Source organism: Paracandidimonas lactea (genome assembly GCF_021653995.1).
GTDB lineage: Bacteria > Pseudomonadota > Gammaproteobacteria > Burkholderiales > Burkholderiaceae_B > Allopusillimonas > Allopusillimonas lactea.
Window position 1 is genome coordinate 260,641 of the sequence record NZ_JAJJOZ010000001.1, and the last position, 11,754, is coordinate 272,394.

The following is an 11,754-nucleotide window of genomic DNA, read 5'->3' on the forward strand; positions in this document are numbered from 1 at the left end:
CTGGACCGACAACCGTGGATGGATACGCGCTGACTCACTCAGCGTAGATGATCGGCTTCCTTGCGTCCAGGGCGGCGTAGAAGGCACGGATGACGTCGGCATCGACGCCCAATGCGATAGCGGTAGGCTTGATGCCTTTGCCGTCTTTCCGTCCGGTTCGGCTCTCCCTGTTGGAGATGGCGTAGTCGGCTTGCTGGCTGGTGAGCTTGGTTCGCAGGTAGGTCTGTCTGCCTCGCTTTCTAACGACATCGATGCCGCCGGTGACAGACTTCCACGTTTCGCCTCGCCAAATTTGGAGGATGACGGCGGCGCTCACTCCGTGCGCGTTGGCAAGGTCGTCGGCGGGAACTCCGGTCGTGTGGTAGATCGTCAGGGCCTGTTCGTTCGTGAGAATGGCGCAGGGGTGCACCTCGGCTTCGCTGAAAGTGCCATGCCTCTGGCTGTCAACGATATTGGCGGCGCGGGTATCGTACCGGAGATTGCTGAGCCTGTTGTTGCTGGTGTCGCCGTCAGCATGGCACACGTCGGCGCTCTCGGATTGGGGGCCAACAAAGGACAGCATGACCAGCTGGTGAATATAGAAAACCTTGGGCTTGGCATTCCTGGACAGGTTGACGCGGAAGTAACCCTTACCGTCGTTGCTGGGCTTGAGGATTCGTTCGGGTTGGACGTATTCAGACCCGGCGCGCGGAATGATACGGCGCTCGCTTCTGACGCGCCCCAAGTCACTGACCGAGTAGAGCCCTTCATATCCGGGCACCGGAAGCCAGTTCTCGTTGAGCGTGTCAGGCATGGTGATGTTACCTTCTGTTTGACTGTCGATGAATATCATAATTTTACCGTCGAATCTGGTTTGGTGGTAAAAAATTGCATAATCATCGATGACCCGCACAAGCCCGATGAGGCAACGTCGGACGTCATCCGCAAGGGTGTCATCGACTGGTTCCAGAACACCCTGGAATCGCGGCGCAACAGTCCCGATACGCCCATCATCGTCATCATGCAGCGCTTGCATGAGGAAGATCTGGCTGGGTGGCTGCTCGCGGGCGGCAACGGCGAAGAATGGGAGCATGTGTGCCTCGAGGCGCTGATCGATGAGGGTCTGCCGACCGAGCGGGCCCTGTGGCCGGCCAAGCACACCGTAGCAGACCTTAAGCGCCTGAAGCGCTCGAACAGCTACATATTCAGCGGCCAGTACCAGCAGCGGCCAACGCCCAAGGGCGGCGCGATCATCCGCGGCGAGTGGTTCCCGCGCTATCGGGTGGTGCCGCCGCTGCAATGGCGCGCCGCCTATGTCGACACCGCCCAGAAGGCGAAAGAGCACAACGACTACACCGTCTTTACGCATGCCGGCATGGGGGTGGACGGGCGCGTGTACCTGCTCGACGTCGTGCGTGACAAGCTGGACGCCGTGAGGCTGGAGCAGACGGCGAAGGATCTGCATGCGAAGTGGAAACTAACCGCGCCGTACCAGGGCAAGGCGTTCAGATACTACGCGATCGAGGACAAGGCCAGCGGCACCGGCCTGATCCAGCAGCTCAAGACCAAACACACCATTCCGGTGAAGGAACTGCAGCGCCTGCGCGGCCAGGACAAGTACAGCCGCGTGATGGACATCCAGGGGCACCTGGAAAGCGGTTTTGTCGTGCTGCCTGAGGATGCGCCCTGGGTGGCCGATTTCATCGCCGAATGCGAGGCCTTCACAGCAACCGACACCCATGCGCACGACGACCAGGTCGATACGCTGGCAGACTGCGCGGCCGACATGCTCGGCGGCAACGACATTGACCGATTCATGGCACTTGCACAATGACCACTCTGAAACTAGACGGCTACGAGAGCGCCTTGATCGGCAACCGCCGTTTCGAATTGGCCTTGCCGTGCCACGACGCCGCGATGCTGTACGCCCGGGGCGGCCTGTACGGTCGCGTGATCGACAAACCCGCTGATAAGGCCGTGGCGCGCGGCGTGGAGATTGAGGGCGACGACGGCAGGGTGCAGGACGAGCTGGACCGGCTCAAGGTCATGCCGGCCCTGGCCGACGGCCTGCGCTGGGCACGACTGAATGGAGGCGCCGGCATTGTGGTGGTGGCTGATGATGGGACCCTCAGAAAGCCGCTGAACCCCGACAATCTTGGCGAAATCGCGGAGTTGCGCGTGTTTGACATCGTCGACATAAGTGCCGACGAGCGCCGATACAGCGACCCGGGCAAGGCGAACTTCGGCATGCCTGAGTTCTACCGGATCCACAACGGCGGCGCCACATTCATCGTGCACGAGTCTCGTTTGATCGAGATTTCGGGCGATCCGCTGCCGGCGAAGATGCGGCTGCGAGGCATCCCCTGGGAGGGCGGATCCGCGGCGTCGCAGGCGTTTGCGGCAGTGAGTCGCTACGAGGAGTCGTTGCAGCTGGCCGTGAGCATTCTCCGGCGAAAGCAGCAGGCTGTCTACGGCATGAAGGGCCTGGCCGACATGATCCAAAACGACTTGGAGCCTGTCGTCCAGAAGCGTATCAATCTCGTCGACTCGGTGCGTGGCGTCCTGAACACCGTTGCGATCGACAGCGAAGATGATTACGACGTCAAGGACATGAACCTTTCAGGCGTCAAGGACGTCATCCAGGAGCTGCAGGTCGGGTTGTCTGCCGAAACGGGCATCCCGGTCACGATCCTGTTCGGACGCTCGCCCGGGGGCATGAATGCGACCGGCGAGGCCGACTTCGACGGCTATCACGAGATGATCGAAGGGCTGCAGCGCACACGGCTCACGCCTGCGCTGGAGCGTATCGTGTCGCTGATCTACGCCCAGAGCCGATTCTCTGACCCGCCCGAGGATTGGAAGATCTCCTGGCCGGCACTACGAAGCCCGACGGACAAGGAAGCCGCGGAGGTCAGAAAGGCAAACGCCGAGGCTGAAGCGCGGGAAATGGATGCGCTGGGCGCTGCCGTGGGCCTGGGCACGGTGAGTGAGGAAGAAGCGCGCGCGCACCTGATGCAGCTCGAGCGCTATGGATTGGAAAAGGACGATGGCGCGGACACCTCAGCACAGTACGCAGCGGTCACGTAAGCCACGCAAGTGGCTGCGCCCGGCCGCCATTGAGCGCGAGTACGTGAGGTATCTGGCCACCGTAGCTCGTGACGTGAACGGCGCCGTTGAGGCTGTCGTGGTTCCTGTTCTCGTCCAGCTGCGCCAGGACGACTGGCGTGACACGCCCGAGGCGACTGGCTGGTACGAGCGGCTGCGCATGGCTATCGCGGACGCCGCAGCGGCGATCGTATTGCCGGCCGTGGCCGAGCAGGTGGCCAATTTCGCGCGCCGGGTGAGCAGTTTTAATGCGGACCAGCTGCATGCCATCCTGCGGGCTGCTTATGGCGTGGACATCTTTCAGGCTGAACCATGGCTCGTCGACGTGCTGCGCCAGTTTGAGGCCGAGAACATCCGGTTGATTCGTTCGATTCCGCAGCAGGCGCTGGATCGACTGCAGGGCAAGATCATCCACGCGGTGCGTGTGGGCACGCCCACGGCGCGCCTGAAGCAGATGATTCGGGAGGATTACGGCGTCACCGCGCGCCGGGCCGAGCTCATTGCGCGCGACCAGATCGGCAAGCTCAATGGCCAATTGACCGGGGCACGCCAGCAGGGCATTGGCGTGACCTCCTACAGATGGCGTGGCAGCCTGGATGAGCGCGAGCGCGATGAGCACGTCGCGCGCGAAGGCGAGGTGATCGCCTGGGACGATCCGCCCTCAGACGGCCACCCAGGTGAACCGATCAACTGCCGGTGCTGGGCCGAGCCGGTGTTGCCGCTGCTCGAAGACCTGCAGGGGCTCATCTATACCGACCCGCTGCCCGCCCGGGGCTTTTCCCGGACACGATTAGGAACACCACCATGACCATGCGATACGACCGGGTGCCTATCAAGGCGACGCGCAACGATGCCGGCTACATCATCGACACGCCCGTTCTCACCAGGACTGGCGTTTTTCTTTACCGAGACCCGCAAGGCCGCGAGCGACGCGAATACCGGCCGCCGGAAGTCGTATTCGCCGCTGACTCTCTAAGCGCGTACAAAGGCATCCCCATCACCGACGGCCACCCCGGCAAGGTCAACAGCAAGAACGTCAAGCAGCACATCGTCGGCACGGTGATGTCCGAGGGTCGGCAGGACGGTAACGATCTGGCGGCAGACATCGTCATCCATGACCCGTCGCCCGTGGAAGCCGGCAAGAAGGAGTTGTCCTGCGGGTACGAGGTGACCTTCGACGAAACACCCGGCGTCTCACCGCAGGGTGAGCGCTACGACGCGATCCAAACCAGTATCAAGCCGAATCATTTGGCTCTTGTTTTACGTGGCCGGGCGGGAAACGCGCGGCTTAATCTCGACGCTGCCGACGAGGCGGCCAACCACCCAGAGGAATCATCCACCATGGATAAGATCCGTCTCGACAGTGGCCTGTCCTACGAGGCAGCGCCAGAAGTCATTCAGGAAGTCAATCGCCTGCGCCAGGACCTGGCAACGGCCAATTCGGACAAAGACAAGGCTCAGGCCCAGGCAGATAGTCTGGACGCCAAGGTCAAGGAGCTCACCGGGCAAATTGAGCAGGTGCGCCAGGATGCGCATGCCGGCGCGCTTGCGCGGATCAAACTCGAAACCCAGGCCACGGACATGGGCGTGCAGTTCAAGGCCGATGCCAAGGACCGCGAGATCCAGGAGGCGGTCATTAAGAAGGTGCGCGGCGACGCGTTCAAGCTTGACGGCAAATCCGATGACTACGTTTCCGCGGCGTACGACCTGGCGCTCACCGAGAAACAGGGCCGCGACACTAATGTGGCGGCCACGCGTCAGGCGATGAACCAGGACGCCCACGGCGGCGCACCCGCCGGCGAGGGCCAACCCACACAATCCATCTCGGCCAGCGCGGCGCGCGCCAAGTATGTGGCGGGCATCCGTCATTAATCCCCCGAAGGAGTTCTCATGTACGAAGATCAAATGGACATTGCCTTTGCGGGCATGAAAGCGGACTCCGGCGCTGACCGTGTCGAGTCGTTCCCCGTCGGCGCAGCAACCCTCGCCTTTGGCGTGGTGACCGGCACCGATGCCAATGGGCTGCTGGTGGCCGGTGCCGGCACCAAGCTGCGTGGCATCACGCTGCACAGCCACACGGTTCCTGGCGCGACCTATGTCACGACCGAGTGCGCCTCGGTGATGACGCGCGGGCTCGTCTGGGCCAAGGTTACCGCTGCCCAGGTCGTCACCGACGGCGGCTCGGTCTACGCGGCCGCCGATGGCACCGTGTCGGACCTGAACACCAACACCGCAGTGCCCAACGCGAAGTTCCGCTCCGGCGCCGTCACCGTGACGGGCGGAACCATCGCGCTGGTCGAACTGCACAATCCGTTCGCCTAAGCCAGCGTCTGAGCCAATCACTCGAGGAAACCAACATGGAACACATGCACTATGATGCGGCGGACGTCGCCGCCATTCACCAGTTCGCCGCGCAAAGCCAAGTCGCCTTGCGCGAGGACGATGGCGTGTTCGCTGCGCGCCAGCTGGACTACGTCAAGGCCCGCACCTACGATCGCAAGCTGCCCGCCATGAACGGGCTGCTGCTGGTGCCGACCTCGTCGGACACGCCCGAATGGGCCGAAACCATCACCTATCGTTCCTACGATATGGTGGGTATGGCCAAGATCATCGCAAATTATGCCGATGACCTGCCGCGTGCCGATGTCTCGGGCACCGAGCGCAACGTGCCCGTTCGCACCATCGGTGACAGCTACGGCTACAACATCAACGAGCTGCGCGCTTCCACCGCCCTGGGCGCCCGGCTGCCCGAGCGTAAGGCCACGGCTGCGCGCCGCGCTATCGAGGTCAAGCAAAACCAGATCGCGATGGTTGGCGACGCCGACTATGGCCTGTACGGCATTACCAATCACCCGAACATCGGCACCACGGCGGGGCTGACGGGAGCCTGGGCCAACGCGGCGACGACCGCTGCGCAGATCGTGGCGGACGTGGACATCCTGTACGCCGCGATCACGACCCAGTCCAAGGACGTGCATATGCCCAACCGTCTGGCGATTCCCGCCACCGCGCTGGCCGCGATGAAGCGCAAGTATGTCGCTGACACCGGCGGCAAGTCGGCCTACACGGTGGTTCGCGAGAACTACCCCGACCTGCAGATCCTCGGCTTGTCTGAGCTGCAGGATGTGGGCGGACAGTCGCTCTCAATCATCGGCGAGTTCAGCGAGGAAAACGCCAGCCTGGAACTCGTGATGCCGTTCAACCAGCTGCCGGCACAGGCCCGCAACCTGGAACTGGTGGTGCCGTGCCTGGCGCGTACCGGGGGCGTGTCCGTCCACTATCCGCTGGCCTTCACCAAGGCCGTGGGCATCTAAGGAGGCGAACGCGATGAAAGTGACCAATCCGAACCCCTGCCTGGTCAACGTCCTGGTGGATAACGACTACGTGCGCATCGGCCCCAACCAGAGTGCCGACGTGCCCGAGAAAGCCGTTGCCAGCTTGCTCAAGTCCGGCGCGCTCGTTGCTGCCGGCGAGGACGCCGGCGATGACGGCCAGAAGACCGCCGGCGACATGCGCGCCGGTGAGCTCAAGGTCGAGCTCGATAAGCTGGGCGTCTCCTACGCTGGCAACGCCAGCACGGAGACGCTGCGCGGCCTGTATGAGGCGGCGCTGGCTGGCCAAGCCGGGAAGGGGCAGTAACCATGGCGGCCACCGTCGAAGATCTCGATTTCATGGCCCCGGCGGTGGCCGGCATGCCGCTGGCAGACAAGCAAAAGGCACTGACCTTCGCCGAAGCATACCGACCAGCCTGCCTGTCAGAGGCCAAGCAGGACGAAGCGCAGTTGCTCTACGCTGCCTGGCTCCTGTACGGCCGCCTGCGGCAGCAGGAAGGCGGCGTCATCCCCGCAGGCGTAAAAAGCCTGAAAGAGGGCGATGTTGCCGTGACCTACGGTAGCGGCGCGGATGGCGGCGATCTGACCGATCCGCTCGGGTTCTACGGGCGCTGGAACAAGTTGAACAGGCTGTGCGGGGTCGGCGCCATCACCGCCAGCAACTGGCGATCGCACTGCTGCTGACCATGGCCAACGTCAAAATCATCGATCACGGGCTCGATGCCCTGCTGCGCCAGACTGATGCGCTCGCGGGTTCTGGCGTGAAGGTGGGCATCCAGGCAGGAACGGACAGCCAGGACGGCACCGACATGCTCGATATTGCCATCTACAACGAGTACGGCACTCGGCACATCCCGCCGCGGCCGTTCATGCGTAATGCGGCTGAGAAGTACCGCGAGGACATCGCAACCGTCATGGACCACCTGGCCAGGAAGGTTGAAGACGGCGCTAATGCGGCTCAGGCACTCGAGACCCTCGGGCAGTGGTACCAGGGGCGTCAGCAGGCCCACATCCGCTCGGGCGAGTTCAAGCCCAACGCCCCGGCCACAATCAAAAGGAAGGGCAGCAGCGTGCCCCTGATCGACAAGGGCAAGTTGGTCAACGCCGTTCGCTATGAGGTACTGAAAAAATGAGCACGATCACTCTAACGCGCGGCGGTAAGCAGATATCTGCCAGTGAGCAGGCAGCAAGGGTTCTACAGCGCGAGGGCTGGGTTATCCAGAAGGAGCAGACCCCTGTCACGCCGCCGGCCATGGTTGCGGTGACCGCGTCCAAGCCGAAACGTAAGGCAAGAAAGTGACCATCCGCACCCCACAGACCATCATCCCGCGCAGCGAAGGCTCGCGCGTGAACGGTATCTGGCAGGACGGCGCCGATCTGCCGGCCATCACGATTCTGGGCAGTGTGCAGCCCGCTACCAAGGGCGACTACGACCAACTGCAGGCCGAGCAATCGGGGCGGCGAATTGAGCGGCTGGTGCGCCTGTACACCGACGCAAGGTTGCCTGTGGCCGGCGAGGACCGCACCAACGGCGCCATTCTGCTCTGGGAAGGCGAACGGTACCTGCTCGTGGCCGTCTCCCCGTGGCGCTCGACGGCGCTCAAGCATTACCGCTATCTGGCCGGCATGATACCGAGGTCGCCATGAGCATTGATCTGACCTTCTTCCAGTTCTTCGAGTCGCTGCTCACGGTGCCGCTCGTGCAGCTGCCCGACAACGGGCCGCGCGCAGCGCCGGTCTTTGCCACGATCCAGGTCACACCAGGCACGCCGCTGCCGGTGCACAAGGGCGACGTCGGCGCCGATGGCCTGCGCACGCTCTACGCCTATCGCACCGTCCAGATCCAGATTCAATGCTACGGCCCGGGCGCGTGGGACGTGCTCGACACTTTGGCCATGGCGCTTGCGACTGATGCGGCCACCACCGACGCCGAGGCGCGCAATATCGGCATCCTGTCCGTCGACCTCCTTCAGTCGGTACCGGCGCTGATGGACAACCAGGCCTTCGAAGATCGTGCCATCCTGGACATTACAGCGAACTACGTCGGCTCGCTGGTCGAGGACGTAGGCTACATCGAAACCGTCATCGGATCGGTGCAGGTGGACGAACTTCCGTCACAGCCATTCGAAGCAACCCTCATCGTTTAACCACATACCTCCGTCTCACCCATAGCCACCCGCCAGGTGGCTTATTTCATTGGAGCCACCTATGGCCAAGCTGAACCGCATCGCTGATGTCGTGATCTCGCTGGGGACCACCGCCATCACCGAACGTTCCTTCAACGACATGCTGATTCTTGGCAGCCATGTGCTGTCTACCACGCGCGCTCTGGTCATCACCGGCGCGGACGAACTGCTCGATCTGGGCCTGCCGTCCACCGATCCGCTGTACTTTGCCGCACGCGATGCGTTTTCGCAGATCCCGGCCGTGCGCCAGGTGTATATTGGCCGCCGGCAGACCAACGAGGCCAAGATCACGGTCAACGCAGCAGCCGTAACGGCCTACTCGGTGGCGCTCAAGTGGCGCGACATCGCCGGCACGCAGCAGACGACTACAGCAACCTACCCCGGGCTGGTTTCGGACACAACCACGCTGATCGCAAGCGGCCTGGCCGCAGCGATTAACGCTACGGCAGCCCCATTCACTGCCGCGGCCGTCGGAGCTGTGGTCACGATCACCAACGACGTCGCCGGTGCCGCGATGGCGCTGCAGGTGTCAGCCGGCGATATGACTATGGCGCTTACGCCCAGCACCGAGACCACCACAGACGCGCTGGCGGCGGTAAACAGCGAGATGGAGAACTGGTACGGTCTGGTCATTACCAGCCGCGACACCACCGACGTGAAGAACGCTGCAGCTTGGGCCGAGGCCAACGAGAAGTTGTTCGGTACCGCCTCGAGCGACCCGAACGTGATTGACTCGGGCTCGACGGCCGACATTGCCACGGAGCTGAAGAACAACCAGTACTTCCGCACCTTCGTCATGTTCAGTGAGCAGGCCGCAACGCAGTACCCCGAAGCTGCGCTCATGAGCAACCGCTTCACGTACTACGCTGGCGCGGAATCCTGGTCCAACGTCCAGATGGCTGGCATCACGATCAGCCCACTCTCCGAAGGGCAGTACCTGACGGCCAAGGGCAAGAATGCGACCACCTTCGAGATGTTCCGCAACTTCGCCGTGACCCAAGGCGGGCGCGTGGCCGCCGGCGAGTGGATCGACGTCATCCGCCTGCGCGACCAGCTGGTGGAGCAGATCAAGGTGGCCGCTGTGGGTGTCATCGTGCGCGCGACGAACTCCACAGGCAAGGTGCCCTATACGGACGAGGGCATCCAACTTATTGGCAACGCAATCCGAGATCCGCTGGACCTGAACGTGCGTCGCGGCGGTATCGCGCCTGAAGCACTGGACGAGAACGACAAGATCATCCCGTCCTACACGATCACGCTGCCGCGCGCGAGCCAGGTGCTCACCAACGACAAGGCCAACCGCATCCTGCGCGACGTCAAGTTCACCGCCCGCCTGGCTGGCGCAATTAATACTACTGAGATCAAGGGATCTCTGGTTTACGACTTCTAAGCGGAGCAATGAAAAATGGATTTTTCGCCTATAGCGGACATCAAGCCGTCAGATGAAATTAGGTTTTGGGCCAAAGTGCATCGTGACAATGAGCCAGCTTGCTGGGAATGGCGTGCGCATAAAAATTCATTCGGATACGGGAAATTTTTTCTTAATGGCATGATTGTCTATGCGCACCGCTTCGCATGCGCTTTGCGCGGGGATGACATCACGAGGAAAATCGTAATGCACACCTGCGATAACCCGTCTTGCGTCAATCCCCGCCATCTTGTGGCCGCCACACAAAAAGAAAACGTAGTCGATATGTTCGATAAGGGGCGCGAAGGCCGCTTTCGGGGAGGCGCTTATTGTTCTGCTTCAGTATCTGCAGAGAAAATCGCGGGAATGCGAAAGGCGTATCGCGACAATGGGAGCATCAGAGAGACAGCGCGATTGTTCGATGTCAGCTATGACATTGCACGTCAATCAATACGCGGAGTTACATGGGCCCGCGCTGTTTGTGGGGAACCACCGGTAGAACTTGGTGCGACGCGGCGGGCAAATATCGGCGCAAGGGCGCTTACAGATACTCAAGCGGCGAGCATCAAACGATCACTTCTTGCTGGCTGCAGTCGCGCAGAAATACGCACAGCTCACGGAATATCAAAAACACTCCTGTCTGACATATCGACCGGAAAAGCTTATCAATGGATATCTGTTTAATAAGGAACAGTTATGGCTCAGGATCTCAAAACGTATTCCCCCGACCAGGTCAAGGTCATCATCGGGCCGCATACGGTGACCGGTACCGCCGACGGCACGTTTATCACCATCGAGCCGATGGGCGATGGCGTGACCAGCGAGGCGGGCGCCTACGGGGACGTGGCACGCGCCATGAGCCTGGATCCTCGGCACACCATCACAGTGACCCTGCAGCAAACCAGCCGTTCGAACGACGTTCTGTCGGCGCTGCATGATGCCGATCGGCTCTCTGGAGGCAATGGCGCCGTGCCGATCGCAGTTACTGACCTGCGTGGCACCACGCTCTTTGCCGGCACCGGCTGGGTGGTCAAGAAGGCGCGTGCGACCTTCTCCAAAGGCCTGGAGGCCAAGGAGTGGGCGCTGGAGGCCGTCGGCCAGTTCACGAACGGGGGTAATGACTGATGGCAAAGCCGATTGAAGTGACGGTTGGAGAGACCCTTTTCTTCGTCACGCCCATGGACGCGTTCGAGGCGCTGGCTGCGTTCGGCGACCTGCAGAAGGACCTGCTGCCGGCGCTGGGCGAACTCATCTCGGTTGCGGCCGGTCAGGATGATGGCGAAGCGGCCATGGGCCGGGCCATCGAAAAGCTTTCAACCAAGCTGGACGGCAAGCAGCTCAAGTACTGGGCCGACCGGCTGCTCACGCGCGACACGATCTCGGTCGAGATCAACGGGGCGGATATGCCACTGGACGTTGCGGCCAAGGCGATGGCGTTCCGGGAGTTTACCGACATTCTGGAGCTGCTGGCCCACGTCATCCGGATCAATTTCGCCGGGCCTTTTATGCGCTGGCTCAGCCGTACTGGTCTGGACCTGAGCCAGCTTCAAGCAGGCCTGTCGGGCGCTATCGCCCAGAAATAGAGCGCGAGTTCCTCATCTGGCGTCCGGTGTTGGCGGGCAAGGCTTCGGTCGGCGAGATCCGCCGACGCGAGGTCCTGCTGCTGGACCTGATCAAACTCAATCACCTGTTGGACGCCCAGGCTGCCGCGGAAGCGGCGGCCTATGAGAAGGGAAAGTAGAGA

Annotated in this window: 17 protein-coding genes and 1 pseudogene; 17 read left to right on the plus strand and 1 reads right to left on the minus strand. The window is 62.2% G+C overall.

Annotated features, from left to right (window positions below; genetic code table 11):
• Positions 1–34: 34 nt before the first annotated feature.
• On the minus strand, positions 35–832 hold the full coding sequence (locus LOL23_RS19040) for an NUMOD4 motif-containing HNH endonuclease (RefSeq protein ID WP_369414083.1): 798 nt from the start codon (positions 830–832) through the stop codon (positions 35–37).
• Between LOL23_RS19040 and terL the strand changes: the two are divergent.
• The 17 genes and pseudogenes from terL to LOL23_RS18935 form a co-directional block, all read left to right on the plus strand.
• Positions 809–1,813, plus strand: a pseudogene (gene terL / locus LOL23_RS19045) (phage terminase large subunit); the annotation flags it as partial. The gene LOL23_RS19040 and the pseudogene terL sit on opposite strands and share 24 nt — an antisense overlap.
• Entirely contained in the window at positions 1,810–3,066 is a 1,257-nt protein-coding gene (locus LOL23_RS01200; protein ID WP_237173030.1) for a phage portal protein, read from the plus strand. The pseudogene terL and the gene LOL23_RS01200, both read left to right, overlap by 4 nt.
• A complete protein-coding gene (locus tag LOL23_RS01205; RefSeq protein ID WP_237173031.1) occupies positions 3,026–3,892 on the plus strand; it encodes a phage head morphogenesis protein in 867 nt (288 codons plus the stop codon). The genes LOL23_RS01200 and LOL23_RS01205 overlap by 41 nt, the downstream gene beginning before the upstream one ends.
• Positions 3,889–4,956 (plus strand): DUF2213 domain-containing protein, encoded by a 1,068-nt coding sequence (locus tag LOL23_RS01210; RefSeq protein WP_237173032.1) that lies wholly within the window; start codon positions 3,889–3,891, stop codon positions 4,954–4,956. Before LOL23_RS01205 ends, LOL23_RS01210 begins: the two co-directional genes overlap by 4 nt.
• An 18-nt stretch (positions 4,957–4,974) precedes the next feature.
• A complete protein-coding gene (locus LOL23_RS01215) occupies positions 4,975–5,406 on the plus strand; it encodes a structural cement protein Gp24 (RefSeq protein WP_237173033.1) in 432 nt (143 codons plus the stop codon).
• Positions 5,407–5,441: 35 nt separating this feature from the next.
• Positions 5,442–6,398 carry a DUF2184 domain-containing protein gene (locus LOL23_RS01220; protein ID WP_237173034.1) on the plus strand — a complete coding sequence of 319 codons (957 nt, stop codon included), beginning with the start codon at positions 5,442–5,444 and terminating at the stop codon, positions 6,396–6,398.
• 19 nt (positions 6,399–6,417) lie between these two features.
• Positions 6,418–6,723 carry a hypothetical protein gene (locus LOL23_RS01225; protein WP_237173035.1) on the plus strand — a complete coding sequence of 102 codons (306 nt, stop codon included), beginning with the start codon at positions 6,418–6,420 and terminating at the stop codon, positions 6,721–6,723.
• Between the two features lie 2 nt (positions 6,724–6,725).
• A complete protein-coding gene (locus tag LOL23_RS01230; RefSeq protein WP_237173036.1) occupies positions 6,726–7,100 on the plus strand; it encodes a DUF4054 domain-containing protein in 375 nt (124 codons plus the stop codon).
• 2 nt (positions 7,101–7,102) lie between these two features.
• Positions 7,103–7,549, plus strand: a complete 447-nt coding sequence (locus LOL23_RS01235) for an HK97-gp10 family putative phage morphogenesis protein (protein WP_237173037.1) — start codon at positions 7,103–7,105, stop codon at positions 7,547–7,549.
• Entirely contained in the window at positions 7,546–7,716 is a 171-nt protein-coding gene (locus LOL23_RS01240; RefSeq protein ID WP_237173038.1) for a hypothetical protein, read from the plus strand. The genes LOL23_RS01235 and LOL23_RS01240 overlap by 4 nt, the downstream gene beginning before the upstream one ends.
• Positions 7,713–8,063, plus strand: a complete 351-nt coding sequence (locus LOL23_RS01245; RefSeq protein WP_237173039.1) for a hypothetical protein — start codon at positions 7,713–7,715, stop codon at positions 8,061–8,063. Before LOL23_RS01240 ends, LOL23_RS01245 begins: the two co-directional genes overlap by 4 nt.
• Positions 8,060–8,563 (plus strand): phage neck terminator protein, encoded by a 504-nt coding sequence (locus tag LOL23_RS01250; RefSeq protein WP_237173040.1) that lies wholly within the window; start codon positions 8,060–8,062, stop codon positions 8,561–8,563. The genes LOL23_RS01245 and LOL23_RS01250 overlap by 4 nt, the downstream gene beginning before the upstream one ends.
• A 61-nt stretch (positions 8,564–8,624) precedes the next feature.
• Positions 8,625–9,992 (plus strand): DUF3383 family protein, encoded by a 1,368-nt coding sequence (locus LOL23_RS01255; RefSeq protein WP_237173041.1) that lies wholly within the window; start codon positions 8,625–8,627, stop codon positions 9,990–9,992.
• Between the two features lie 15 nt (positions 9,993–10,007).
• Positions 10,008–10,694, plus strand: coding sequence for an HNH endonuclease (locus LOL23_RS01260; protein WP_237173042.1), 687 nt, complete (start codon positions 10,008–10,010; stop codon positions 10,692–10,694).
• A gap of 12 nt (positions 10,695–10,706) precedes the next feature.
• Positions 10,707–11,135 carry a phage structural protein gene (locus LOL23_RS01265; protein ID WP_237173043.1) on the plus strand — a complete coding sequence of 143 codons (429 nt, stop codon included), beginning with the start codon at positions 10,707–10,709 and terminating at the stop codon, positions 11,133–11,135.
• Positions 11,135–11,593: a phage tail assembly chaperone gene (locus LOL23_RS01270; RefSeq protein ID WP_237173044.1), complete on the plus strand. Its 459-nt coding sequence runs from the start codon at positions 11,135–11,137 to the stop codon at positions 11,591–11,593. Before LOL23_RS01265 ends, LOL23_RS01270 begins: the two co-directional genes overlap by 1 nt.
• A 29-nt stretch (positions 11,594–11,622) precedes the next feature.
• Positions 11,623–11,751, plus strand: coding sequence for a hypothetical protein (locus LOL23_RS18935; RefSeq protein ID WP_255772629.1), 129 nt, complete (start codon positions 11,623–11,625; stop codon positions 11,749–11,751).
• Positions 11,752–11,754 lie beyond the last annotated feature (3 nt).

What these genes read in the sequence shown, in the direction of transcription:
- LOL23_RS01200 (WP_237173030.1), top strand. Translation starts at nt 1,810, where the DNA reads ATGACCACTCTGAAACTAGACGGCTACGAGAGCGCCTTGATCGGCAAC.
- LOL23_RS01210 (WP_237173032.1), top strand. Translation starts at nt 3,889, where the DNA reads ATGACCATGCGATACGACCGGGTGCCTATCAAGGCGACGCGCAACGAT.
- LOL23_RS01250 (WP_237173040.1), top strand. Translation starts at nt 8,060, where the DNA reads ATGAGCATTGATCTGACCTTCTTCCAGTTCTTCGAGTCGCTGCTCACG.
- LOL23_RS01255 (WP_237173041.1), top strand. Translation starts at nt 8,625, where the DNA reads ATGGCCAAGCTGAACCGCATCGCTGATGTCGTGATCTCGCTGGGGACC.
- LOL23_RS01235 (WP_237173037.1), top strand. Translation starts at nt 7,103, where the DNA reads ATGGCCAACGTCAAAATCATCGATCACGGGCTCGATGCCCTGCTGCGC.
- LOL23_RS01240 (WP_237173038.1), top strand. Translation starts at nt 7,546, where the DNA reads ATGAGCACGATCACTCTAACGCGCGGCGGTAAGCAGATATCTGCCAGT.
- LOL23_RS01230 (WP_237173036.1), top strand. Translation starts at nt 6,726, where the DNA reads ATGGCGGCCACCGTCGAAGATCTCGATTTCATGGCCCCGGCGGTGGCC.
- LOL23_RS01205 (WP_237173031.1), top strand. Translation starts at nt 3,026, where the DNA reads ATGGCGCGGACACCTCAGCACAGTACGCAGCGGTCACGTAAGCCACGC.
- LOL23_RS01270 (WP_237173044.1), top strand. Translation starts at nt 11,135, where the DNA reads ATGGCAAAGCCGATTGAAGTGACGGTTGGAGAGACCCTTTTCTTCGTC.
- LOL23_RS01220 (WP_237173034.1), top strand. Translation starts at nt 5,442, where the DNA reads ATGGAACACATGCACTATGATGCGGCGGACGTCGCCGCCATTCACCAG.
- LOL23_RS01265 (WP_237173043.1), top strand. Translation starts at nt 10,707, where the DNA reads ATGGCTCAGGATCTCAAAACGTATTCCCCCGACCAGGTCAAGGTCATC.
- LOL23_RS01260 (WP_237173042.1), top strand. Translation starts at nt 10,008, where the DNA reads ATGGATTTTTCGCCTATAGCGGACATCAAGCCGTCAGATGAAATTAGG.
- LOL23_RS01215 (WP_237173033.1), top strand. Translation starts at nt 4,975, where the DNA reads ATGTACGAAGATCAAATGGACATTGCCTTTGCGGGCATGAAAGCGGAC.
- LOL23_RS19040 (WP_369414083.1), bottom strand. Translation starts at nt 832, where the DNA reads ATGATATTCATCGACAGTCAAACAGAAGGTAACATCACCATGCCTGAC.